Source organism: Streptomyces aurantiacus, from assembly GCF_001418335.1.
GTDB lineage: Bacteria > Actinomycetota > Actinomycetes > Streptomycetales > Streptomycetaceae > Streptomyces > Streptomyces aurantiacus.
Window position 1 is genome coordinate 76,769 of the sequence record NZ_LIPP01000149.1, and the last position, 23,111, is coordinate 99,879.

The window sequence follows — 23,111 nt, forward strand, 5'->3', positions numbered from 1 at the left end:
GCGATTAGCGGTCGACGGTGATGAGCTCGGGCGTTTCATGCAGATGCTGAGCAAATCGACGGACTCGCTCAGAGGCGTTCGTAAGGCGTTGTCCGAAGCAACCATTACTGGATTGGGCACCGACGATCTGGACTCCGCGTGCGAGGAATTCCAGGAGGACTGGAAGTACGGCTCGCAGGAGATCGGCAAGCAGACCGAGGACCTCGCTGAGATCATCGGCAAGAGCCGGGACAGTTACCGCGAGGTCGACAAGGCGTTGGAGGCAGCGCTGAAGAAGGCCGGAGACGGTAACCGGGGCGGTAGCGGGGACGGGAAGAAGTGACTCAAACGCCCGGCATCGAACCGTCGCCCTTGGCCCGCTCCGAGGCTGCGAGAAACGGCCCCCTTCCGCAGGGACTGAAATCCTCCCCGCGGATTGCGAATCCCGACTATCTCCACCTGGGTTTCAATCCTGTGCCGGGCAGCACCGAGACGGTGAGCGGCCTGCACAAGAAGCTCGGCGGCTGCGCGAAGGTGCTCGAAGACACGCGTGACCTGGTCACCAAGCTGATGGACGGCAGTTACTGGGAGGGCGACGCGGCCGTCGCGTTCCGGGAACAGCTCGACGGCGGCCCGCTGCCTCTGAACCTGAAGAACGCCGCGCGTTCCCTCCGCAAGGCGGCCAGGCAACTGAGCCTCTGGGAGGGCGAACTCGACGAGTTCCAGCGCCGCGCCAAGCGCCTCGACGAGGAGGCGAAGGACGCGCGTGCCGCGGTCGACGCTGCGAAGGGCAAGGCGACGACGGCGGGGGACGATCCGGCCCTCGACAAGAAGAAGGGCGCCGGGCACGACGACGCCCAGAAGGCCCTGACGCGCGCGAACACGGCCGTCGACGAGGCGGATGCCGACCTTGAGCAGATCCTGGGCAGGGCGCGCAGGCTCGCCGAGGAGCATGAGAAACAGGCGCGGTACCGAGCTGGCAAGATCCGGGACGCGACGAAGAAGCTGGCGCCGCACGAGCCGGGATGGTTCGACTCGGCGATGGACTGGCTCGGCGAGAACCTGCCGGACATCCTCAGCGCAGTGGCCGCGGTGGTTGGGCTGGTGGCGCTGTTCGTCCTGTCGGGCGGGACGGCGGCTGCGGTGCTGTTGCTTGCTGCTGCCGCGTTGAGTGCTACCGCGTTGACGATGCGGGTGATCGGAGACCCGACTCTGCGGGCCTCGCTGTGGGACGGATTCACCAAAGGTGAGTTCGACACAGACTTTTGGAGCAACCTCGTCACCGTTGGTGGCGACGCACTCGGCGTGCTTCCTGGAGTCGGCGCGGCGGGCAAAGGCGCTACGGCTGCCGTACGAGCCACTGGCGAGGCGGGAGGAGCCATCGCGCTCGGCCAGCGGGCTGCCCGTTTCGGGACCGTCACCATGGAGCACGCGAAGTCCATCTCTGCCCTGGACAACTCTCTGCTCAGTTTCACGATTCGGGGCGCGCGGGCAGAGCAGGCGATTCGATCGGTCGAGGTCACCTCAGCCTCAGTCGGTGTGGCCACTGCGGGCTTCGGTCTGGTCATGAAGGCCGTGGACACCGATGACGACGGGGTCAAGGACGGTTCCGTGGCCGGCATCGACGGAGCGCGGCTCGGCATTGACGGTGGTGCACTTGTCGACCTCGCCCGGCATGTTTTCTGAGCCCCGACCACAGGAAGAGCCTCAACCATGCGTCCCACCGACTCCCCGACAGCTTGGGATCATCCACCAACCCGACGGGCCTGGAAGCAGCACATGATCACGATCGTTGTGCGGCTGGTCGGGTGGATTGCAGTCTGGTTCGGATCCCTCTTCCTCATCGCGGCGACACCACCCTGGATTGCTTGGGTTTTCCTTCCTTTCCTCGTCTATGCGACCTACCGTGCCGTCCTCCAACTCGCCTACTTTCGCCCCTCCACCTACATCCGACGCGTCCTCCAGCAGTACCCCTGGCAGTTCCTCACTGACGTCCCCCGCGGCCGAAACAAGCACCCGCGGGTGCAGGAGGACGAGATGTGGTTCGAGATCCCCAACCCGGAGGACCCGGAGGAGCAGGTTCCGTTGCTTTTCCTGGCGAACATGCGCACTTTCTGGTGGATGAGGCGATTCGGTACCTCGCGCACCAAGCCAGAGCTGAAGGCGCAGATCGAGCCTCTTTGGTTCGCCGGCGACCCGCGTTTCATCGCCGTGGTCGCGGCCACAGGCCGTGGAGGCGAGGCACCCCGGCGGCTGCACCTCCTCTATCAGCGCACGGCCACCGGCCACCGGGGAATCGCCCCCACCGACTGGAACGCCGGCCCCGCCGCCCTCGAACGCGCCCGCCGTGCCGGTGCTCACGTGCCCGACCCGTCGCCCCAGCGGTAGCGCCGAGGCCGAGGTCGAGGTCGGCACCGAGGCACGCGTACCGGACAGGAACCCATGACTGCCACCCCCCGCTTCACCGTCGACGACTCCGCCAGGGATCCTCAGGCCGACATCTGGTTCGCCGAACCCGCAGCCTTTACTCCGCTCCCTCTCGACCTCCTGCTTGTCCCACCGGGCTCCCCGGCCGCCGACGAGTTGCGTACGGCCTTCGCTCCGTTCCTCGAAGCGGCGCCCGACGAGGTGACCCGGCAGCGGTTCGTCGCCCAAGTCGCGGAAGCGCAGCGGTTGCTGGCCGCACTGCGTGAGATCGGTACCGTCCACTGCTCCATCGGTCTGCATTGCGATGACATCGGCGACGCGGACAGTGACAGTGACAGTGAGGGGGGACAGCCGCTGTTCTCCTTCCTCACTCTCTCCTGGCGCGACACGGCCGTGGCGTCACGCGCCGCCACGGCAGCCCGCGCGGTGGCTTCTGCCGAGGGGCGTACTCACATCGAGTATCTGGAACTGCCCTGCGGGCCCGCCACGTTCAGCGAGGCCGTGCGCACGCCGTCAGCCGACAGCGGTCTTCCGGTGCAGGCACTCCTCCAGGTCCATGCCTACTTGCCTCACCCGGACTGCAAGCGGCTCGTCGTCCTCACGCTGACCACGACGGCTGTGGCCCGCCGCGAGCAATATCGCGCGATCCTCCGGCAGATCGCCGAGACGGTCAGCTTCGACAACCCGCTCGCCCCGGGCGAGGAGGAACCCGGCTGAGGACCTCGCCGACGGTTGGAAAGCGGTCGCGGTGGGCGGTGGGCGGTGGCCTTCCTCAGGCCGACACCTCCACTTCGACATCGCCGATGCGGTAGTTCAGTCGCCGGTCGGAGCGGGGGCCGGTCCTTCGGGCGCCTTTCAGGTTCTTCACGAAGGCCTTGCGTTGAGCCGGGCTCACCGAACGCCAGCGCAGCTCAAGGACCGCGCGTACCGGCGGGATGAGTTCCCGCACCCGCGCGTCGGTCCGGGCGAGGACGGCTTCGTAGTCGTCGTCCGGCCGGTAGACCAGATCGAGGTCGACCGACGGCTCGGTGCCGCCGGCCCGGTGGTGGCAGGCCGTGAGCCAGCCGGCGATCCAGTCGAGCGCGATCCGCACCGAGGAGGAGACCTGCTCCTGCCACTCGCCGAGGTAAGGGGCGTTCACCGACTCCGCGGTCACTTCCTCCGGCATCACGATCAGCCCGCGGACGGCGGTGCCGAGCAACTCGACGTGGATGCGCGGCCACATGCCGCTCGCGTCGACCCGGAAGCGGGGAAAGCGCCCCGCCATGCCGGTCCCCGTCCGCAGCTGGGCCCAGTTCGTCGCGTCGGTCGGTGGCCGGTCGGGTGTGTACGGCCCGGTGGTCCGATGCCCGAGATCGCCGGGGCGCATCATGAGCACGGCCCCGAACTCGTCGCCTCGCAACGTCACGCTCACGGGGAAGAACGCCCCGATCTCGTCCATGAACACCTTGCCGGTGATCAGCGCTTCGATACTGGACCGATCCGGGATCATCGTCGCCTCCTCCATCGTCGCTCTCTCCATCGCCGCCGCGTCGGCTTCTCCGGTGACGATGACGGCGACGGTGCCGGGGACGGTGCCGGAGAAGGCGCAGGCGTCTGCGTCCCTTCCCGTACGTTGTCCAGCTCGGCCCGGACGGCAAGCGTGTCCGGGTGGTCGTCGCCCAGCCGCAGTTGCCGCTTGGCCAGTACTTCGCGCAGGACCTGCTCGGCGTCGGCCGGTCGCCCGAGCCGGTGGTGCACGCGTGCCAGCCCCACCCGGGCGTCGAGCGTCTTGCCGTCGTCGCGGCCGTAGCGCTTCACGAGGCGGGGCAGCAGGTCGTCGTACATCCGCTCCGCCTCGGCCGCCGCCTGTTCGCCGTTCGCCGAGAGGAGGGACGCGAGCGCCGCGTTCGCCTCCAGGGTGGCCGGGTGGTCCGGCCCCAGGTCCCGTACGCGCTCCGCGGCCACCGCCCGGACCAGCGCCAGGGCCTCCGGTTCCCGGTGCAGGTCGGTGAGGACCGCAGCCCAGCCGAGCATCGCGCCCTGGGTTTCGAGGTGCCCGGCGTCCCAGAGGTGGGAGCGGACGTCGACGACGAGTTGCCATGCCTGCTCGGCCTCGGCGAGGTCGCCCTCGCGGTGCAGGACCGGGGCGGCCCCGGCGAGCGTGACGAGGTCGTCCTGGAGCTGCTCGGCGAAGAAGTTGGCCCAGAACTTCTCAGGCCGGTTCAGCTCCGCCTCCGGTCGCAGCAGCAGCGCGAGCCGTTCGGCCGTGCTCGGTACGTCCGTGGGCTCCCGGGCCGCCGCGTCCTCGGCCACGGAGCGTACGTACAGCCGGTGGCCGGTATCGGTGCGCGAGTAGATCTTGTCCAGTTCGCCGGCGAGTTCCAGGGTGCGGGTGATCGCGTGCCGCTGCCGGTCGCCGAGGCGGGCGAACGCCTCGACGAGCGCCGGGCGGCTGTCCTCGCGCGACGGCAGCGGAACGGCGACCTCGGCCCGCAGCTCGTCGAGCGCGGGCTCGGCCTCCGGCCGCAGGGAGCCGGTCACCGAGCCGAAGTCGTACTCCCAGTCCAGGGCCCAGGTCAGCAGGCGCCCGCCCTCGTCGCCGGCCAGGAGCAGGGCGCCGTCGGGGGCCAGCGCGACGTGCGTGACCGTGTCCGAGAAGCCGGTGAAGGCGCGCAGTTGCCGGCCGGTCGTGAGGTCCCACAGCCGGACCTTCCGGTCCTCCCCGCCCGACGCCGCGAGCCGGAAGTCCGGTGTGACGGCCAGACTCCGTACGATGCCGGTGTGCCCGGCCAGGACGTGCACGCAGTGAGCACTTGCGACGTCCCACAGCCGTACGGTGCCGTCCACCGAGCAGGACAGCAGCCGTCGGGCGTCCGGGCTCGGCAGGACGTCGACCACGGCGTCCGTGTGCCCGGTGAGCACCACCTCGCACTGCCCGTCGGCGATGCGCCAGACCCGTACCGCGGCGTCGGCGCCACCGGTGACCACGTACCGGCTGTCGTCGCTCAGCCGTGCGGCGCCGATCCACTCGTCGTGTCCGCGCAGCACCCACCGGAGCTCGCCTTCGCGCAGATCCCAGATCTTCACGCTGACGTCCTGGCCGCGGGAGAGCCCGTAGCGGTGATCGGCGCCGACGGCCACGTCCAGCACCGCGCCGGGGTGCGCCTCCCAGCGCCCGATGGTCCGGCCGCTGCCGATGTCCCAGGCCGTGACCAGGCCGTCGGCGGTTCCCGAGAGAGCCACCTGGCCGTCCTCGCTGACCGCGACGTAGTACACGCGGTCGCGGGGGCTGGTGAACAGCTGGACGATCCGCCCGTCGCGCGGGCGCCAGGCGACGACCCGGCCGTCCTCGCCCCCGGACACCGCGAGCCGGCCGTCGGCGGTCATCGCCGCGGCGCTGATGTGGCCGGTGTGCAGGCTGAGTGTGTGCAGCAGTTGCCCGGTCTCGACGTCGAAGACCCACGCTTCGGCGTCGTTCCCGTTGCGGGCGAGCGCGGTGGGACTGCGGCCGCTGAACTCCAGGGCCCACGACCGCTCGCCCTCCGGGTCGATCCGGCCCGCGGACCAGGCGTCGGCGAGCTCGGTCCGGCGGCCGCGGGCGCCGAGCCGGCGCCAGAGGCGTACCGGTTCGGCGTGGCGCCGGTGCCCGGGCAGCGCGCGGGCGGCGCGGATCAGGTCCGCCGCCTCGTCGAGCCGCCCGGCGTCGGCCAGGGTGGCCGCCTCCGCCAGCAGCGTGGCCGCCCGGTCGGCGGTGGCGGTGACGTCCGGGGCTTCGTGCGGGCGGACGTAACTCCACGGGGCCGACGGGCCCGCGGGCGGCAGGTGCCACACCCGAACGGATTTGCCCTCGGCGGTCACGGCGACCCGTCCGGCCGCGCTCAGCACGACCTTCTTGGTGTCGGGCGCCGGGTCCAGGGACAGGCGGCACCGGCCGCTGTTCAGGTCCCACACCCGCGACGACGGCTCGTTCCGGCCGCCGCTGGAGAAGCCGACCGTGCCGTCCAGGTCGATGGCGATCCGGCCGTAGCCGGTCTTCAACTCCCGCAGGGATTCGCCGGATCGCAGATCGACCAACCGGACGCCGGTGCCGCCGAGACCGACCACGGCGAGGCGGCCGTCGCCGCTGAACCGCGCCTCCATGAGTACTTGGTCGAACCGGTGCACCAACTCGCCCGTGCGGACGTCGTGCACGGAGGTCGTGCGGCGCCGGTAGTCGATGACGGAGCACAGGGTGCCCTGGGCACCGAGGACGTCCGCCTCCTTCTCGAACTGCCTGACGTCCAGGGGTTCGCGCGTCGTGAGGTCCCAGGTGACGGTTTCCCCTTCGTGGCCGCTGGTGACCGCGTGCCGCTGGTCCGCGGTCAGCGCGACCAGGCCGACCCAGCTGGGGTGGCCGGGGAGCTCGAATCCGGCCGCGGCTTCGAGGTCGAGCACGAGTGCCCGCCCGACGCCCCCGCCGACGACCACCAACTGCCCGTCGTCGCGCACCGCCAGGGCCGAGGCGCTGTACTTGTCGAGCTGCAACTGCTGCCGGCACTCCTGCGCCGGGACGTCCCAGATACGCAGCCCGCCGGAGCGGTCGGCCGAGACCGCGACCCGGCCGTCCGGGGTCAGCGCGAGGGCGGTGATCCAGTCTTCGTGCTCCTCCAACAGGACCGACTGCGCCGGGGCGGGCGCGTGCTCGACCGACGCGAGCGCGGCGGCGGCGGCCTGCGGGTCGCCGGGCGTCCGTGCGGCCACGTCCCGCAGCAGCGCGGTTGCCGCGACCGGGTCGCCGCGTTCGCGGTGCACCAGCGCGAGCAGGTACGTCCCCACGCCGTCACCCGTCGTGGTCGGATCACCGAACCGCACGGATTCCAGTTCGTCGACCAGCTCGGCGTCGGTGATCACACCGGTACGCCATCGGTGCAGCCCTCGGTTGTAGCGGGCGTGCGGGTGGTGCGGGTCCGCGCGCAGAGCCCGGGTCCACAGCTCCTCGGCGCTGTCGCGACGGCCGAGGTCCAGCAGGGACAGCGCGTGGTTGGACAGGCCGTCGGCGAGCAGGGTGGCCGCCGCCGGGGCGCGCCGGGGGTACGGGCCGACTTCCCGCTCGTGCACTCGGATCAGGCGCTCCGCGAGCGGCCCGAGCCGGCCGGGGCGAGCGGCCGGGTCCTCGGTGAAGCACTCGCGCAGCAGGTCCGCCACCTCGGCCGGCATCGGCAGGATCGCGTCCGGGGCTCCGGAGCGGGCGAGGCTGTCGAAGACGGCGCCCGCCGCGGTTCCGTCCGGGTCCGGTGGCCGGCCGAGGAACATTTCGAGGACGGTGACCGCCCAGGACCAGGTGTCCGTGGCCGTCGTGAGCCCGCCCGGCGACCGCGCCTGTTCGGGCGAGCAGTACGCGGGAGTCAGGCCGCCGCGGCTGACGAACGGATCCGCGTCGCCGGCGTCCTTCCCGGCGCCGGCGCCGGCGCCGGGAAGGACGCCGGCGGCCTCTCCGGTGGCCATGCGGGCCCGGGCCATTCCGAAGTCGGTGACCTTGACCGTGCCGTCCCGGGTGAGCATGACGTTGGCGGGTTTGACGTCCTGGTGCACGACTCCGTTCTCGTGCGCGTGGTCGAGCCCCCAGGCGGACTGGATGGCGACGTCCAGCAGTGATCCCAGCGATCCCGGTGATCCCGGTGATGCCAGTGGTACTGGCGATCCCAGGGGGCCATCCCCGTAGAGGCTCCTGCTCCGGCTCCGGACGGCTTCGGCCAGGCTGCCGCCGTCCGCCCATTCCGCGAAGACCCGGGGTACTCCGTCGAGGGTGCGGACGTAGACGCAGTTCGCGATGTGCGGGTGCAGGCCCAGGCCGACCCACACCTCGGCTTCCCGTTCGAAGTCCCGGATCGCGTCGGGCGAGCGGACCAGGGCCCGGCGCGGGGTCTTCACCGCCAGGTCGATGTCCCAGCCGCGGTGCCGGACCCGGTGCACCAGTCCCATCCCGCCGGTGCGCACCACGTCCAGGACCTCGTAGAGGCCGAGGATCAGGTCCCCGCGGTGCCACGTCGCCGCCACCGTTGCCATCGCCGTCGCCGTCAGTCGACGGTGGCGACGTACACCGGCGTCCCGAGCAGTACCGACCTGGCCGTGCCGTCAGGGCTGTCGCCGTGCAGCAGGCGCTTGGCCACGAACTCGACGTTCTGCGCCGGCCACCGCAGGCTCGCCACGGCGCCCTGCACCCGGGCGAGCGCGGCGCGATCGGCCCGGTCGAGGTCGCCGTCCACCGCGTCGGCGACGTACTCGTCCTCCAGGTCCGAGGTGACTCCCAGACCGTCGAGCATCGACGACATCATCGAGCGCCCGACCCCGTGTGCCTCGGCGTCGGGCACGGAGTCGCACACGTGCCGGTACGAGCCGCCCAGCCCGACGACGGTGTTCTCGCTCCGCCCGCCGAAGAAGACCAGGGAGGACGTGGGATCGGCGGGGAACGCCCCCCAGCGCATCGGCAGCAGCCCCCAGAAGAACTGACCCGGTTCGTCCACCGAGCCGAGATCACCGTGATCGCGCAGGTACCCGACGACGGTCTCCAGCCGGCCGAATCGGTCGTCGGACGGGCCGCCCTCGGTCGTTCGCTTCGCCGACAGCACCGAGAGATTCACGCCCAGTTCCGTCGTGCGCTTCGCCCTGAACCTGGGATCGATCTGCGGCAACAGCATGTTGACCTTGCTGTCGCTGACGTACACGTAGTAGCTGAACGACATGGCCGGCTCCCTCCCAGGCATTGACCTGTTCCAGCGTAGCGATCACGGCCCGATGGGAGCCATGGGCGGCGGACAAGGCATGTCCGGGCGCCGGCGGGCCTGTTCATCGTTCAGGTGGTGCGCGAAGACGGCTGTGCCTTCAGGCTTCGTATCAGTTCACGTAGGCCAGGGCGGGTTGTTGTGAGGGCGACGGAGGGCTCGTCGCTTTCGCGGAGGTGGATCGTTCCCGTAGGGCAAGCCGCCACATAGACGCAGTTGGCTGCTTCGGCGCTGTACGTGGACTTCTGCCAGTCGGTGGCCTGCACAGTTGGTCCCCTTCACGTGTCGGGATCGTGCGGTTCTTGCTCAACTGTGGCTCTGGGGCGCGGAGCTGGCAGGTTTTGTGGTGCGGGTCTGGCTGTCATGCCCGTCGGCGTGCGGGAGATGGGTGGTTCTTCAGGCTTTGTATGAGCGCTTGTAGGCGGGGGTGGGTTGTTACGAGGATGGTGTCGGGGTCGTCGCTTTCGCGGAGGTGGACCTGTCCCGTGGGGGTGGCGGCGACGTAGACGCAGTTTGAACTGTCGCCGCTGTATGTGGACTTCTGCCAGTCGATGGTCTGCATAGTCGGTCCTCTCGCGAGTCCTGGATGAGGCGGTTGATGCAGTCCCACGACTTGGCAGGGTTTCAGGGTGCGCGCGGTGCTGTGCGGCAGCATCGTGGGGTGCTTACCCGTCGGTGTGCGGAGACGGACGTGCCTTCAGGTTTCGTATCAGGTCATGCAGGCGTGGGCGGGTTGTTATGAGGACGGTGTCGGGGTCGTCGCTCTCGCGAAGGTGGACATGTCCCGTGGGCGTCCCTGCCACGTAGACGCAGTTTGAACCGTCGGGGCTGTAGGTGGATTTCTGCCAGATCAGTGCGTGCACGTCGGCACCTCTCATAGGCCCTGCATGATGTGTTCGATGAACTTGCGTGATTTGACGGGGTCGAGAGCGCAGGATTCCATACGATCAAGCACGGTGCGGTATTTCGCCAACTGCGCTTCCGCGTCGAGGAATTCACATCCCCCGTGGTGGGTGTCCAGCTGAACAGTGTCCAGCTGGGGGACCTGGCCGATGGCGTAGTCGAAGGACTGGCCGTTGCCGGGGAAGTCTGCCGAGGTGAAGGGGATGACCCGGACGGTGATGTTGTTCTGTTTGCTCATATCAAGCAGCCGGGCCAACTGCGAGCGGGCGATGTCCGGTCCGCCGTACTGCATGCGCAGTGCCGCTTCATGGAGGAGCGCTGTGTACGGGAGAGGAGCCGAGCCGTGGAGGACCGCCTGCCTCTTGATGCGGTAGGAGAGGCGGTGTTCGAGTTCGTAGGGCTGGAAGGGTGGGACCGCCTGCTGGAGCATGGCTCGCGCGTGGTCCGTGGTTTGGAGCAGAGCGGGGATGTGCAGGGACAGGGCCACTCGCAAGCCGGTTGCATGGTGTTCCAGTTCGGCGAGGTCGGCCAGCCCGGCGGGTAGATACTCCCGGTATTCGTCCCACCAGCCGCGTGTGCGTCCGCCTGTCATCCCGGCCAACGCCTCGACCAGGTTTGCATCGGCGCAGTTATAAGCGCGGCCGAAGGTGCGCACACGGTCACCGCTGACGGCATACCGGCCAGCTTCGATGCTGCTGATCTGTGCCTGCTTGAGGCCGAGCAACTCTGCGGCAGCGGTGGACGTAAGCCCGGAGTGCTCCCGGAGTCTGCGCAGTTCGGCTCCCAAGCGTTGCTGACGCAGGCCGGGGGTGGTGGTACTGGGCGGCACTGAGTCCTCTCTCGTCATGGTGAATCCGGCGGGTCACTCACATGAGGGAATTGTGAGTTCTCACCCTCGTTTGATGTTAAGTATCACATCGCATCCCCTATGGTGAATCTCGTGTCACTCAACTGCTCACCCCAGTGAGCTCGAAGCGCACGCCATCAGGCACTACCACCGCCTGGAATCGGCGTTGAGCGAGCCCAATTTCCCGTCCGCCCTTTCCTTCCCGGAGGCACCCATGGTCACCGTAGCCCCGCCCGACACCTGCACGTACGGCCTTCGCCTGCCCCATGACCCCCGTGCCGCCCGCGTCGCACGTATGACCGTGCGGGCCGCGCTGTGCGGGCATGGAATGACCGCGATCCTTGACGTGGTCGAGCTGTTGACGTCCGAGATGGTCACCAACGCGTACCGGCACACGAAAGGTCCCGCCTCGCTGCGGTTGAGCATGCTGGGAGGCGGGCGGTTGCGCGTAGGAGTGTGGGACAGCTGTCCGCACATCCCGGCGCCCTTCGACGAGCCTCCCGGTGTGCGGTGCACGCCCGCCCCGGCGAGCGCGGAAGGAGGGCGCGGGCTGCACATCGTGCGGCAGTGCGCGAGTGCGTGGGGCGGCTGGTCCCTGGGGCACGACCTGCTCGGGCGCGGCGCCGGCAAGCTGCTGTGGTTCGAAGTGAGCCCGTAGCGGGCTTCTGGACCGCTCCTCGATGTCGATGCGATGCCGATGCCTATGGCGCAGGCAGCGGAGCCAATCTGCCCGACCCGGTCGAAACGCCCGTCAGCCGAAGTCGTCCGGGACGATGTGAAGCCTCTGCGCGATGCGGGCGAGCGCCTTCTGGTCGGTCGTGTTGAGCGAGTCGAGGACGACGCGGCGTACCGCGCGCAGGTGTGTGGGCGCTGCCAGGCGCACGATGTCGAAGCCGGCGTCGGTCAGTCCGGCGAGGGTGTAGCGGCCGTTGGCCGGGTCCGGTGTCCGGGCGACCCAGCCTCGCTGTTCGCAGCGCTTGACGACGTTGGACAGGCGGGACAGCGACCCGCTGGCGAGGAAGGCGAGCTCTCCCATCCGCAACTCGCGCCGCGGGGCCTCGGAGAGGTGGCTGAGCACGAGGTACTCGAACAGGGTGAGGCCGTGTTCCTGCCGCAGCGGCGACTCCAGCTTGCCGGGCAGCAGCAGGACAAGGGAGATCAGCCCCGTCCACGCCGCCTTCTCCTGCTCGTCGAGCCATCGCAGCTCCTTGTCGTCCTCGTCCTCCATCTCGTCCTTGGTGTCCTCGTGTTCGGCCGTGCCGCTCATGGACCTTCCCTTCCTTGGGTCGGACTGTCCGTCGGACCTTCCGCCGTCTTCCGGCTGAGTCCGCTGTCACTTTGCGCTTGAAGTCAGGACTGCTAGCCTCACTTTACGCGTGAAGTCAGGTCAAGGGGAAGCGCGAGGAAACGCGCCCCTATGGACGGAAAGAGGGAACATCATGAGCACCGTCACCTTCGGCATCACTCCGGGCTCCGGCGAGAAGCTGCACGAGGCCCTCGGTTACAGCGGGGCCGTCCGCGTCGGTGACCGGGTCGAGACCTCCGGCCAGGCCGGGGTCGATGACGACCTGGTCGTCCCCGACTCGCTGGAGGACGAGATCATCCAGGCTTTCGACAACGTGGAGCGCACGCTCGCCACGGTCGGCGCGACATGGAAGGACGTCATCCACGTCAACTCGTACCACAAGGTCGCACCGGGGGACGACGCCATCGGTGACGACCACAACAGGGTCATGGCCGAGCAGTTCCGCCGTCGCCTCGACGGCCGCGCGCCGATCTGGACCGAGACCGGCGTCACGGTCCTCGGCCTCGCCGCCATGCGCGTGGAGATCCGCGTCACCGCCGTCGTCGGCTCCGGGAACTGAACCATCAACTGGATCAGCGACTGAGTCATCAACTGAGTCATCTTTCGAGGCGGCCCAGCGAAACGCCCACCTCCCGCGACAACCCTCACCACGCCCCCCGCCCCAGGGTGAGAGCAACGTTCCCCGGTGGTCACTCGTAGCCACAGGGTGGAAACGCGCCGTCCCTACCTTCGGGAACACCACCCGGAGAAATCGTGGAGGCGTGAGATGACAGCCCCGAGCAGCAGCATCACACCGCGCAAGGGGGGCCGCTGGATCGAGCAGTGGGACCCGGAGGACGAGGTGTTCTGGAAGGAGACGGGGGAGAAGGTCGCCCGGCGGAATCTCCTCTTCTCCGTGCTCTCCGAGCACATCGGGTTCTCGATCTGGACCCTGTGGTCGGTCATGGTGCTCTTCATGGGGCCCGAGTACGGGCTGACCCCCGCCGACAAGTTCTTCATCATCTCGATGGCCACGCTGGTCGGCGCCATCGTGCGGGTGCCGTACACCTTCGCGGTCGCCCGGTTCGGTGGCCGGAACTGGACCATCATCGCGGCGAGCATGCTGCTCGTCCCGACGATCGCGGCCTTCGTCGTGATGGAGCCCGGGACGTCCTTCGGGACCTTCCTCGCATGCGCCATGCTCGCCGGCGTGGGCGGCGGCAACTTCGCCTCCTCCATGACCAACATCAACTCCTTCTTCCCGCTGCGGAAGAAAGGCTGGGCCCTCGGGCTCAACGCCGGCGGCGGCAACATCGGCGTGCCCGTCGTGCAGCTCGTCGCGCTCGCCGTCATCGGCGCCAACGGCGGCCCCCGCCTGCTGCTCGGGATCTACATTCCGCTCATCGTCGTCGCGGCTTTTCTCGGCGCCCTCTACATGGACAACATCACGTCCGTGAAGAACGACACCGGTGCCGCCCGGGAGGCCGTGAAGGACCCGCACACCTGGATCATGTCCCTCCTCTACATCGGGACGTTCGGGTCGTTCATCGGATACAGCTTCGCGTTCGGGCTCGTCCTGCAGACACAGTTCGGGCGTACGCCGCTGGAGGCCGCGTACGTCACCTTCATCGGGCCGCTGCTCGGCTCGCTGATCCGGCCGGTCGGCGGCTTGCTGGCCGACAAGTACGGCGGCGCCCGCATCACCCTGTGGAACTTCGTCGGCATGGGTGCCGCGACCGCCGTCATCGTGGTCGCCTCCATGGAGGAGTCGCTGGCCCTGTTCACCACCGCGTTCATCGTGCTGTTCGTGCTGACAGGGCTCGGCAACGGGTCCACGTACAAGATGATTCCCGGCATCTTCCAGGCCAAGGCCGACGCCATGGGGCTGACCGGGGAAGAGGCCGCGTCGTACGGCCGGCGTCTTTCGGGGGCCTCCATGGGGCTCATCGGCGCCGTGGGAGCGCTCGGCGGTCTCGGGATCAACCTCGCCTTCCGGCAGTCGTTCCTGAGCGTCGGTTCCGGCACCGGGGCCTTCGTCGCCTTCCTCGCCTTCTACGCCGTCTGCTTCGCGCTCACCTGGGCCGTATACCTTCGCCGCCCCGCGACCGCCGGGTCGCCCACCACCGCCGCATCGGAGGCGAAGACGCAGCTCAGTTACGCCGAGGTGTGACGTAACACGGGTGACATCAAGCGGAACCGAGCCTGTCACGCATCATTGACAGGCTCGGTCATCCGCCATGAGACGGACAAACGGGGCGTGCAGAGGGCGCCCCGGACGCCCCGGAAGCCCGAGAACGGGTACTCGGAGCACAACGCCCCAACCCAGCGGGTGACGCGGACGAACACCAGCGGACGAACACCACTTGAGCGGGACGAGAGCCATGTACGAGCAACCTCAGCGCCCTGAGAAGCAACCGGACCGAGCCGAGCGACCGGATCAAGCCGAGCAACCGGATCAAACCGAGCGACCGGATCAAGCCGAGCAGCAGGACCACGGGCCGTTGGCCGGCTTCACCGTCGGTGTCACCGCCGCCCGTCGTGCCGACGAGCTCGGCGCCCTGCTCCAGCGGCGCGGAGCCGTCGTCCTGCACGCCCCCGCCCTGCGCATCGTGCCGCTCGCCGACGACAGCGAGCTGCTCGCCGCGACCAAGCAGCTGCTCGGCCAGGCGCCGGACATCGTGGTCGCCACCACCGCGATCGGGTTCCGCGGCTGGGTCGAGGCCGCCGACGGCTGGGGTCTCGGTGAGGATCTGCTTGCCGTGCTGCGCGGCGTCGAGCTGCTCGCCCGCGGACCCAAGGTCAAAGGTGCGGTACGCGCCCAGGGGCTGACCGAGGAATGGTCCCCGTCCTCCGAATCCATGGCCGAGGTGCTCGACCGGCTGCTGGACGAAGGCGTCGAGGGGCGCCGGATCGCGATCCAGTTGCACGGCGAGCCGCTGCCCGGTTTCGTCGAGTCGCTGCGGGCCGCCGGCGCGGAGGTCGTCGGCGTTCCCGTGTACCGCTGGATGGCCCCGGAGGACATCGGGCCGCTGGACCGGCTGCTCGACGCGACCGTCTCCCGCGGCGTGGACGCGCTGACCTTCACCAGCGCCCCCGCCGCCGCCTCGCTCCTCGGCCGCGCCGACGAACGCGGGCTGCTGCCCGAACTGCTCACCGCCCTCGGCCACGACGTGCTGCCTGTCTGCGTCGGCCCGGTCACCGCGCTGCCACTGCAGGCCAGGGGCATCGACACGGTCCAGCCGGAACGCTTCCGGCTCGGCCCCCTCGTACAGGTGCTGTGCAAGGAACTGCCGTCCCGCGCGCGGACGTTGCCGATCGCCGGGTACCAGGTGGCGATCCGCGGGCACGCGGTGCTGGTGGACGACGCGCTGCGGCCCGTACCGCCCGCCGGGATGTCACTGATGCGCGCGCTGTCCCGGCGGCCCGGCTGGGTGGTGTCCCGCGCCGAACTGCTGCGCGCCCTGCCCGGCGCGGGCAAGGACGAGCACGCCGTGGAGACCGCGATGGCCCGGCTGCGTACGGCACTGGGCACGCCCAAGCTCATCCAGACCGTCGTCAAACGCGGCTACCGACTGGCACTCGACCCGTCCGCCGACTCCAAGTACGCCGACGTCTGACACCCGGCGCGCAGCCTGCGGAGGGCAGGCGGAGGGCAGGCGCGGGCGGGCGCGGACGGGTACAGGGCGGCGCGGGGCTTCCCGCCACGCGCGGGGAGAGGCACTGTAGGGGGTACGGGCCCCCGCGCGGCCCTCCTGCGGACCCACCTCCCGGTCCCTCGTCTCTCCACCCCTCACCGGCCCCTCCTGGCGGCAACCCCAAGGCGGTGACAGGCACATGGCATTGGGCACGGCCACGGCCCCGTACGAGCTGCGGTTCGACTCCGGGCGGATCTGTCTCGATCTCCTGGCGACCACGCACCCCGAGGAACGGCTCGACTCGGCCGACCTGCTGCGGGCCTGGATCACCGGATCCGGACTCGTTCCGGCGGGTACGCCGCTCGCGGCGGCGGACTCCTCCTGGATCGTCAACTTCCGCGAACTGCGCGGCCATATCGGGCAATTGGTGCGCAAGAAGGCCTCCCGGGACTCCCGGCCCTTCGTGATCGCGCTGGCCCGGGTCAACGAACTCGCCCGCGCCGCACCGCCCGTACCATCGGCGGTGTGGGACGCCGGCGGCTCGCTCGTCCGCGTCCTGCGCTCCCCGCCCACCTGCGCGGAACTGCTCGCGGCGGTCGCCCGGGACACCGTCGAACTCCTCACGGACCCGACGGCCCGCGCGAGCATCCGCCAGTGTGAGGGAGACAACTGCCCCATCGTGTACCTGGATACGTCCAGGGGGCGTCGTCGCAGGTGGTGCTCCAGCGAGGTGTGCGGAAACCGTGAGCGGGTCGCCAGGCACCGGCGCAGAGCAGCCCTCGCACGGGCTTAGGATCCTCCGTGGATCCCCCGTGAAGCAGTTGTGGAGCATGTGAGGAGACGGAGTCCGTACGTTCCTCATCACGCTCCTCACAAAGAATTCCATTCACTTTGAACAGCGCAACGCCCGCGCCCGTATCCGGAGATGAGCGACCGACTGGGGGATCCCCCGGACACCGGAGGTAGGCGTGCGCAAGGATTCCGCCGTGGCCGATGAACGATCGCCGAGGGCCCGACATCGCATGTCCCAGCCCTCGGAACCGGACGAGGAGCTGATGCGTGCGCTGTACCGGGAGCACGCCGGGCCCCTGCTCGCCTATGTGCTGCGGCTGGTCGCCGGGGACCGGCAACGGGCGGAGGACGTCGTACAGGAGACGCTCATCCGTGCCTGGAAGAACGCCGGTCAGCTCAACCGAGCGACCGGTTCGGTACGCCCCTGGCTGGTGACGGTCGCCCGGCGCATCGTCATCGACGGGCACCGCAGCCGGCAGGCCCGGCCGCAGGAGGTGGACCCGTCGCCGCTGGAGGTCATTCCCGCGGAGGACGAGATCGACAAGGCGTTGTGGCTGATGACACTCTCCGACGCGCTCGACGACCTGACCCCCGCCCACCGGGAGGTACTGGTCGAGACGTACTTCAAGGGGCGTACCGTGAACGAAGCCGCCAAAACCCTGGGGATACCCAGCGGCACGGTGCGGTCACGGGTGTTCTATGCCCTGCGTTCGATGAAGCTCGCACTGGAGGAGCGGGGGGTGACGGCATGAGCACATACGGGGGATACGGAACGGGTAGTCCTGGATCCATGCAAAGTTCGCAAGGGCAGGGCGATCTGCACGAGACGGTGGGTGCCTACGCGCTGGGCATCCTCGACGACGCCGAGGCAACAGCTTTCGAGGAGCACCTCGCCACCTGCGAGTGGTGCGCGCAGCAACTCGACGAACTCGCGGGCATGGAGCCGATGCTCGCCGCCCTCGCGGATCTGCCGGGCACCCGCGGCGCTCCGGACATCGGCGAGTCACTGGCCGCACGGCCGAGCACGGAGCTCTCGGACCGGCTGGTCGGAGAGGTCGTCGAACGCCGTGTCCGCGCCAAGAAGAGCAGGCGGCTCTTCTTCGGACTCGCGGCCTCACTGATCATCGGTGGCCCGCTCGTCGCGATCGCGACCACCGGAGGCGGTGACACCACCAATGAGGCCCGGCCCACGCAGACGGTCAGCGCCGCCAAGCAGGTGTTCACCGACACGAATCCCAAGGACAAGGTCCAGGGCACCGACGCGAGCACGCAGGTCAGCGCCGCGGTCGGGATGGACAGCAAGCCCTACGGCACCGGACTGGCCCTGGAACTGAAGAACGTCAAGGGCCCGCAGAAGTGCTCCCTCGTCGCCGTCGGCAAGAACGGCGAGCGGGAGACGGCGACCACCTGGACCGTCCCGAAGTGGGGCTACGGCATCAAGGACGCCCCCACCGAGCTGGCCCGGAACCCGCTCTACCTCCAGGGCGCCGTAGCCATGGACCGCGCCGACATCGACCACTTCGAGGTCGTGACCTTCGACGGCGACAAGCTGGCCCAGGTCGACGTGTGAGTGGATCAAGAGCGGAAACGTAGCCTGCCGGGCTCCCCTTCGCGTACGGTTGACGGCTGCCATGCACGTCAGAAGGGGGCCCGGTGGCCGCTCAGGTTCAGCAGGAAATGGCGCTCGATCCGGAAGGCGACTCCGTACGCAACCGGGAGACCGGCGTCGAACAGGAACACCTGGATCGGGTGTACCAGCGCCTTGAGGAAAAGATCCACGAGGCGGAGTTCCTGATGAACGACGCCGCCAAGCGTGGTCAGGTCGGTACGCCCGGAGCACTCGCGGAGCGGGACGCGCAGGTGTTCCGGGCGGGGATCCATCTCAACCGCCTCAACAACGAGTTCGAGGACTTCCTCTTCGGACGCATCGACCTCCTCCCCGGCAAGGACGGCAAGAAGGGCCCGGACGGCGCGTACACGGCGGTCGAACCCGCCGAAGGCGCCGTACGGCCCGACAACACCGCCGACATCGCGGAGACCCTCCACATCGGCCGCATCGGCGTCCTGGACGCCGAGTACGCGCCGCTGGTCATCGACTGGCGGGCCCCGGCGGCCGCGCCGTTCTACCGCTCCACACCGGTCGACCCCGGCCGGGTCGTACGCCGACGGGTCATCCGCTCCAAGGGCCGCAGGGTCCTCGGGGTCGAGGACGACCTGATGCGCCCGGAACTGAAGGCCACACTCGCCGGGAACGAACTGGCGGTGATCGGCGACGGCGCCCTCATGGCCGCCCTCGGCCAGGCCCGAAGCCACACCATGCGCGACATCGTCGCCTCCATCCAGGCCGAGCAGGACATGGTCATCCGGGCGCCCGCCGCGTCCGTGACCTACGTGGAGGGCGGCCCCGGCACCGGCAAGACCGCGGTCGCCCTGCACCGGGCCGCCTACCTGCTCTACCAGGACCGCAGGCGGTACGCGGGCGGCATCCTGATCGTCTCGCCCACGCCCCTGCTGGTCGCGTACACCGAAGGCGTCCTGCCGTCCCTCGGCGAGGAGGGCCAGGTCGCCATCCGCGCGGTCGGCTCCCTGGTCGACGGCGTCGAGGCCACGCAGTACGACGCACCGGCGGTGGCCCGCGCCAAGGGCTCCTACCGGATGCTGAAGGTGCTGCGCAAGGCGGCACGCGGGGCCCTGGAGACACCGGGCACGTCCGGCCGGCGCACCGCCCCCGCTCCCGCCCGCGGGCATTCCGAGCAGCTCTCGTTCGGCGAGGAGATCGACGAGAACGGCCAGGGTGGCGGTGAGTACGGGCAGGGCGACGGCGAGAACGGGCAGGGCGGCGACGCCGGTACGCGGAACCCGGCCGCCACGCCCACCCGTCTCCGCGTCGTCGCCTTCGGGCGCCGGCTGGAACTGGAGGCACCCGAGCTGGACCGCGTCCGGCAGAACGCGCTCTCCGGGACCGCGCCGGTGAACCTGCTGCGCCCGCGCGCCCGCAAGCTGCTGCTCGACGCCCTCTGGGCGCGGTCCGGCTCCGGCAGCCGGCACACCGACCCCGAGCTGGCCGCCGAACTGCGCTCGTCGTTCGACGAGGACGTCAGCTCCGAGGACACCTTCATCGCGTTCTTCGAGGCCTGGTGGCCCGAGCTGACACCGCGTGGCGTGCTGGAGGCGATGGCCGACGAGAAGCGGCTGGGGCGCTGGGCGCGGCGCATCCTCAACCCCGGCGAGGTGCGGCGGGTGGCCCGCTCCCTGAAGCGGGACGGGCTCTCCGTGCACGACGTGGCCATGCTCGACGAACTCCAGGCGATCCTCGGCACCCCGGCCCGCCCCCGCAGGAAACGCGAGCTCGACCCGCTCGACCAGCTGACGGGCCTGGAGGAGCTCATGCCCGTACGGGAGGAGTCGCAGCGCGAGCGGGCCGAGCGGCTGGCCCAGGAGCGTACGGAGTACGCGCACGTCATCGTCGACGAGGCGCAGGACCTCACGCCCATGCAGTGGCGCATGATCGGCCGCCGTGGCCGGCACGCCACCTGGACGGTGGTCGGAGACCCCGCCCAGTCGTCCTGGTCGGACCCGGACGAGGCCGCCGAGGCCCGTGACGAGGCCCTCGGCAGCCGCCCGCGCCGCCGTTTCACGCTCACCGTGAACTACCGCAACCCGGCCGAGATCGCCGAGCTCGCCGCCAAGGTCCTGGCGCTGGCCATGCCGGGCTCCGAGTCGCCGTCGGCGGTGCGCTCGACGGGCGTACGGCCCCGCTTCGTGACCGCGGCCGGCGGACGGGACTCCCTGGCGAAGACCGTGCGGGAGGAGGCCGCCCGGCTGCTCGACCAGGTCGACGGCACGGTCGGCGTCGTCGTCGCCATGAACCGCCGTGCCGAGGCCGCACGCTGGCTCGCCGCGCTCGGGGACCGCGTGGTGGCCCTCGGCAGCCTGGAGGCCAAGGGCCTGGAGTACGACGCCACGGTGGTCGTCTCACCGGCGGAGATCGCCGACGAGTCACCGGCCGGGCTGCGCGTGCTGTACGTGGCGCTGACCCGGGCGACGCAGCAGCTCACCATCGTCTCGGCACCCCGCGACGAGCCGGACGCGGACGGAGTACCGGATCTCCTGCGGGACTGAGCGGGACGGGCCCGTGAATCGGCGGGCCCCTTCCGGTGAACCGGGGGCCCGTCCTCAGGAAGCTTCCCTGTGAACTCACGGTGCGGGAATTGCCTTACGGGGATCGTTTGTTACCTTGGACGTGACACCGGCCCGATCCAAGCCCCCGGGCCCAACCTTCGTCGCTACGAGCGACCACTTGCCGCGAGGCGAGCATGGCGGGTCGGTGTCACTTAACGTGTTGTTGCACGTGTCGCAGCAAAGAGGTCCACGTCACCCCGGTGGCGTGGACCTTCTGCGTCGCCGACGTCCGTCCTGAACATTCGTTGTGAACATTCGTTGTGAACAAAAGGTCCGCAATCAGGGGCGGCTACCACGTACTCCGCGGTAGGTGGGACGATCGGACGGCAAGCCCGCGAACCAGCAGCGCTCGCAGTACCCCGTGAAAGCAGAGGAAGTCGGCCCATGGCAACGGCGCCCAGCGTCTCCTACTCGATTACGGTCCGGTTGGAGGTGCCCGCGAGCGGAACCGCGGTCTCCCAGATCACCACCGCCGTGGAGTCCCACGGGGGCTCGGTGACCGGCCTCGACGTGACAGCCTCCGGCCACGAGAAGCTCCGTATCGACGTCACCATCGCGGCGTCGTCCACGGCGCACGCGGACGAGATCGTCGAGCAGCTGCGCGGCATCGAGGACGTCACGCTCGGCAAGGTGTCCGACCGTACGTTCCTGATGCACCTCGGCGGCAAGATCGAGATGGCGTCCAAGCACCCCATCCGCAACCGCGACGACCTCTCGATGATCTACACGCCGGGGGTGGCCCGGGTGTGCATGGCGATCGCCGAGAACCCCGAGGACGCCCGCCGGCTCACCATCAAGCGCAACTCCGTCGCGGTCGTGACGGACGGCTCGGCCGTGCTGGGCCTGGGCAACATCGGCCCGATGGCCGCCCTGCCGGTGATGGAGGGCAAGGCCGCGCTCTTCAAGCGGTTCGCCGGCATCGATGCCTGGCCGCTGTGCCTGGACACGCAGGACACCGACGCGATCGTGGAGATCGTGAAGGCGATCGCCCCCGGCTTCGCGGGCATCAACCTGGAAGACATCTCGGCCCCGCGCTGCTTCGAGATCGAGGCCCGCCTGCGCGAGGCCCTCGACATCCCCGTCTTCCACGACGACCAGCACGGCACGGCGATCGTCGTGCTCGCCGCGCTCCTGAACGCGCTGCGCGTGACCGACAAGGCGATGGGCGACATCCGCGTCGTCATGTCGGGCGCGGGAGCGGCCGGTACGGCCATCCTGAAACTGCTGCTCGCCGCAGGCGTCAAGCACGCCGTCGTGGCCGACATCCACGGTGTCGTGCACGCGGGCCGCGAGGACCTGGTGGACGCCGCCGCCGATTCGCCGCTGCGATGGATCGCCGACAACACCAACCCCGAGGGCGTCACGGGGACGCTGAAGCAGGCTGTGCGCGGCGCGGACGTCTTCATCGGTGTCTCGGCCCCGAACGTGCTGGACGGCGACGACGTGGCCGCGATGGCCGACGACGCGATCGTCTTCGCACTCGCGAACCCCGACCCCGAGGTCGACCCGGCGATCGCCCGGCAGACCGCCGCGGTCGTGGCCACCGGCCGCTCGGACTTCCCGAACCAGATCAACAACGTGCTGGTCTTCCCCGGCGTCTTCCGCGGTCTCCTGGACGCCCAGTCCCGCACGGTCAACACGGAGATGATGCTCGCGGCCGCGACGGCGCTGGCGGACGTGGTGACCCCGGACGAGGTCAACCCGAACTACATCATCCCCAGCGTCTTCAACGACAAGGTCGCGGGAGCGGTGGCGGGCGCGGTCCGCGACGCGGCGAAGGCGGCGGGCGCGACGGTCTGAGAAGGCCCCGTCCCACCGTTCTGGGGGCTGCCGCCCCCAGACCCCCGCATCGCGCTCGCGCGCTCGTCCTCAAACGCCGGACGGGCTGAAAGGCCTGCGGCCGGGCTGGAAGGCTGGGGCGCAGCCCCGCCTTCCAGGGGCGCGGGGAACTGCGCGACCAGCCCCCACCGGACCCGCAGACGAAACTCCGCACGGCGGGGGCCCGGGGGCGGAGCCCCCGAGACGGCAACCGCCACAGCGCCCGCTGTGACGGTTGCCACCCCACACCCGTACCGGCGCGTCGCCGGACACAGCGCCTCGGCGCGCCTCTAGGGTGGCGGCCATGGCTCAGTCCCCGCGGGCCCACCAGGCCCTCACCGGCTCCGCGGTCCGCTGCCGGGAGCGGACGGAGCGTCACCATTTCGAGGCCGTGGCGCTTTTCGTGTGACTCCCAAGGGCGCCGGATTGGCTTTCCCGCCGCAGGTGGGGGCAGGATGCGTCTTCGGGCGCGAGGGTCCGGCCCCCGGACCCGGGTGCGG

At 69.9% G+C, this 23,111-nt stretch carries 21 protein-coding genes; 13 read left to right on the forward strand and 8 right to left on the reverse strand.

Annotated features, from left to right (window positions below; all coding sequences use genetic code 11):
* Positions 1–112 precede the first annotated feature (112 nt).
* Genes AOK01_RS45180 through AOK01_RS20805 form a run of 4 tightly spaced genes read left to right on the forward strand, consistent with a single transcriptional unit; the run spans position 113 to position 3,123 of the window.
* Entirely contained in the window at positions 113–322 is a 210-nt protein-coding gene (locus tag AOK01_RS45180) for a hypothetical protein (protein WP_245702332.1), read from the forward strand.
* Positions 319–1,665, forward strand: a complete 1,347-nt coding sequence (locus AOK01_RS20795; protein WP_055513879.1) for a hypothetical protein — start codon at positions 319–321, stop codon at positions 1,663–1,665. The genes AOK01_RS45180 and AOK01_RS20795 overlap by 4 nt, the downstream gene beginning before the upstream one ends.
* 27 nt (positions 1,666–1,692) lie before the next feature.
* Positions 1,693–2,367: a hypothetical protein gene (locus tag AOK01_RS20800; RefSeq protein WP_157871383.1), complete on the forward strand. Its 675-nt coding sequence runs from the start codon at positions 1,693–1,695 to the stop codon at positions 2,365–2,367.
* A gap of 54 nt (positions 2,368–2,421) precedes the next feature.
* A complete protein-coding gene (locus tag AOK01_RS20805; RefSeq protein WP_055513884.1) occupies positions 2,422–3,123 on the forward strand; it encodes a hypothetical protein in 702 nt (233 codons plus the stop codon).
* 55 nt (positions 3,124–3,178) lie between these two features.
* Here AOK01_RS20805 and AOK01_RS20810 read toward each other — a convergent pair whose 3' ends face one another.
* The 7 genes from AOK01_RS20810 to AOK01_RS20825 all read right to left on the reverse strand — a co-directional run bounded on the left by AOK01_RS20810 (position 3,179) and on the right by AOK01_RS20825 (position 10,899).
* Complete coding sequence (locus tag AOK01_RS20810; RefSeq protein ID WP_169800145.1) at positions 3,179–3,898, reverse strand: hypothetical protein; 720 nt, start codon at positions 3,896–3,898, stop codon at positions 3,179–3,181.
* Positions 3,895–8,433, reverse strand: a complete 4,539-nt coding sequence (locus AOK01_RS20815; protein WP_055513887.1) for a protein kinase — start codon at positions 8,431–8,433, stop codon at positions 3,895–3,897. Before AOK01_RS20815 ends, AOK01_RS20810 begins: the two co-directional genes overlap by 4 nt.
* An 11-nt stretch (positions 8,434–8,444) precedes the next feature.
* The gene (locus AOK01_RS20820; RefSeq protein ID WP_055513889.1) at positions 8,445–9,110 is read right to left on the reverse strand and encodes a DUF7019 family protein; all 666 of its coding nucleotides are present in this window, start codon (positions 9,108–9,110) and stop codon (positions 8,445–8,447) included.
* A gap of 110 nt (positions 9,111–9,220) precedes the next feature.
* The gene (locus AOK01_RS41425; protein ID WP_079103603.1) at positions 9,221–9,415 is read right to left on the reverse strand and encodes a DUF397 domain-containing protein; all 195 of its coding nucleotides are present in this window, start codon (positions 9,413–9,415) and stop codon (positions 9,221–9,223) included.
* A gap of 95 nt (positions 9,416–9,510) precedes the next feature.
* Complete coding sequence (locus AOK01_RS41430) at positions 9,511–9,711, reverse strand: DUF397 domain-containing protein (protein WP_079103604.1); 201 nt, start codon at positions 9,709–9,711, stop codon at positions 9,511–9,513.
* Between the two features lie 103 nt (positions 9,712–9,814).
* On the reverse strand, positions 9,815–10,027 hold the full coding sequence (locus AOK01_RS41435) for a DUF397 domain-containing protein (protein WP_342671052.1): 213 nt from the start codon (positions 10,025–10,027) through the stop codon (positions 9,815–9,817).
* A complete protein-coding gene (locus tag AOK01_RS20825) occupies positions 10,024–10,899 on the reverse strand; it encodes a helix-turn-helix domain-containing protein (RefSeq protein ID WP_055513890.1) in 876 nt (291 codons plus the stop codon). The genes AOK01_RS41435 and AOK01_RS20825 overlap by 4 nt, the downstream gene beginning before the upstream one ends.
* A 214-nt stretch (positions 10,900–11,113) precedes the next feature.
* Between AOK01_RS20825 and AOK01_RS20830 the strand changes: the two genes are divergently transcribed.
* Positions 11,114–11,557 carry an ATP-binding protein gene (locus AOK01_RS20830; protein WP_055513893.1) on the forward strand — a complete coding sequence of 148 codons (444 nt, stop codon included), beginning with the start codon at positions 11,114–11,116 and terminating at the stop codon, positions 11,555–11,557.
* Positions 11,558–11,650: 93 nt separating this feature from the next.
* Here AOK01_RS20830 and AOK01_RS20835 read toward each other — a convergent pair whose 3' ends face one another.
* Entirely contained in the window at positions 11,651–12,166 is a 516-nt protein-coding gene (locus AOK01_RS20835; RefSeq protein ID WP_055513895.1) for a MarR family winged helix-turn-helix transcriptional regulator, read from the reverse strand.
* Positions 12,167–12,338: 172 nt separating this feature from the next.
* On the opposite strand from AOK01_RS20835, the gene AOK01_RS20840 reads away from it, so the two are divergent.
* From AOK01_RS20840 to AOK01_RS20875, 8 genes are all read left to right on the forward strand, one after another.
* Positions 12,339–12,764 (forward strand): Rid family hydrolase, encoded by a 426-nt coding sequence (locus AOK01_RS20840; protein ID WP_055513897.1) that lies wholly within the window; start codon positions 12,339–12,341, stop codon positions 12,762–12,764.
* A gap of 207 nt (positions 12,765–12,971) precedes the next feature.
* Positions 12,972–14,354, forward strand: coding sequence for a nitrate/nitrite transporter (locus AOK01_RS20845; RefSeq protein WP_055513899.1), 1,383 nt, complete (start codon positions 12,972–12,974; stop codon positions 14,352–14,354).
* 211 nt (positions 14,355–14,565) lie between these two features.
* Positions 14,566–15,801 (forward strand): uroporphyrinogen-III synthase, encoded by a 1,236-nt coding sequence (locus AOK01_RS20850; protein WP_079103606.1) that lies wholly within the window; start codon positions 14,566–14,568, stop codon positions 15,799–15,801.
* Positions 15,802–16,018: 217 nt separating this feature from the next.
* Entirely contained in the window at positions 16,019–16,612 is a 594-nt protein-coding gene (locus tag AOK01_RS20855) for a CGNR zinc finger domain-containing protein (RefSeq protein ID WP_055513902.1), read from the forward strand.
* Between the two features lie 229 nt (positions 16,613–16,841).
* Positions 16,842–17,363, forward strand: coding sequence for a sigma-70 family RNA polymerase sigma factor (locus AOK01_RS20860; protein ID WP_055513904.1), 522 nt, complete (start codon positions 16,842–16,844; stop codon positions 17,361–17,363).
* 38 nt (positions 17,364–17,401) lie between these two features.
* The gene (locus AOK01_RS20865) at positions 17,402–18,181 is read left to right on the forward strand and encodes an anti-sigma factor family protein (protein WP_055513906.1); all 780 of its coding nucleotides are present in this window, start codon (positions 17,402–17,404) and stop codon (positions 18,179–18,181) included.
* Between the two features lie 83 nt (positions 18,182–18,264).
* Positions 18,265–20,733 carry a HelD family protein gene (locus AOK01_RS20870; RefSeq protein WP_055513908.1) on the forward strand — a complete coding sequence of 823 codons (2,469 nt, stop codon included), beginning with the start codon at positions 18,265–18,267 and terminating at the stop codon, positions 20,731–20,733.
* A gap of 444 nt (positions 20,734–21,177) precedes the next feature.
* Positions 21,178–22,593 (forward strand): NAD-dependent malic enzyme, encoded by a 1,416-nt coding sequence (locus AOK01_RS20875; protein WP_055513910.1) that lies wholly within the window; start codon positions 21,178–21,180, stop codon positions 22,591–22,593.
* Positions 22,594–23,111: the final 518 nt, after the last annotated feature.

What these genes read in the sequence shown, in the direction of transcription:
- AOK01_RS20830 (WP_055513893.1), top strand. Translation starts at nt 11,114, where the DNA reads ATGGTCACCGTAGCCCCGCCCGACACCTGCACGTACGGCCTTCGCCTG.
- AOK01_RS20835 (WP_055513895.1), bottom strand. Translation starts at nt 12,166, where the DNA reads ATGAGCGGCACGGCCGAACACGAGGACACCAAGGACGAGATGGAGGAC.
- AOK01_RS20865 (WP_055513906.1), top strand. Translation starts at nt 17,402, where the DNA reads ATGCAAAGTTCGCAAGGGCAGGGCGATCTGCACGAGACGGTGGGTGCC.
- AOK01_RS41435 (WP_342671052.1), bottom strand. Translation starts at nt 10,027, where the DNA reads ATGAGAGGTGCCGACGTGCACGCACTGATCTGGCAGAAATCCACCTAC.
- AOK01_RS20850 (WP_079103606.1), top strand. Translation starts at nt 14,566, where the DNA reads ATGTACGAGCAACCTCAGCGCCCTGAGAAGCAACCGGACCGAGCCGAG.
- AOK01_RS20875 (WP_055513910.1), top strand. Translation starts at nt 21,178, where the DNA reads ATGGCAACGGCGCCCAGCGTCTCCTACTCGATTACGGTCCGGTTGGAG.
- AOK01_RS20845 (WP_055513899.1), top strand. Translation starts at nt 12,972, where the DNA reads ATGACAGCCCCGAGCAGCAGCATCACACCGCGCAAGGGGGGCCGCTGG.
- AOK01_RS20805 (WP_055513884.1), top strand. Translation starts at nt 2,422, where the DNA reads ATGACTGCCACCCCCCGCTTCACCGTCGACGACTCCGCCAGGGATCCT.
- AOK01_RS20810 (WP_169800145.1), bottom strand. Translation starts at nt 3,898, where the DNA reads ATGATCCCGGATCGGTCCAGTATCGAAGCGCTGATCACCGGCAAGGTG.
- AOK01_RS20820 (WP_055513889.1), bottom strand. Translation starts at nt 9,110, where the DNA reads ATGTCGTTCAGCTACTACGTGTACGTCAGCGACAGCAAGGTCAACATG.
- AOK01_RS20860 (WP_055513904.1), top strand. Translation starts at nt 16,842, where the DNA reads ATGTCCCAGCCCTCGGAACCGGACGAGGAGCTGATGCGTGCGCTGTAC.
- AOK01_RS20800 (WP_157871383.1), top strand. Translation starts at nt 1,693, where the DNA reads ATGCGTCCCACCGACTCCCCGACAGCTTGGGATCATCCACCAACCCGA.
- AOK01_RS20855 (WP_055513902.1), top strand. Translation starts at nt 16,019, where the DNA reads ATGGCATTGGGCACGGCCACGGCCCCGTACGAGCTGCGGTTCGACTCC.
- AOK01_RS20825 (WP_055513890.1), bottom strand. Translation starts at nt 10,899, where the DNA reads ATGACGAGAGAGGACTCAGTGCCGCCCAGTACCACCACCCCCGGCCTG.
- AOK01_RS20815 (WP_055513887.1), bottom strand. Translation starts at nt 8,433, where the DNA reads ATGGCAACGGTGGCGGCGACGTGGCACCGCGGGGACCTGATCCTCGGC.
- AOK01_RS41430 (WP_079103604.1), bottom strand. Translation starts at nt 9,711, where the DNA reads ATGCAGACCATCGACTGGCAGAAGTCCACATACAGCGGCGACAGTTCA.
- AOK01_RS20840 (WP_055513897.1), top strand. Translation starts at nt 12,339, where the DNA reads ATGAGCACCGTCACCTTCGGCATCACTCCGGGCTCCGGCGAGAAGCTG.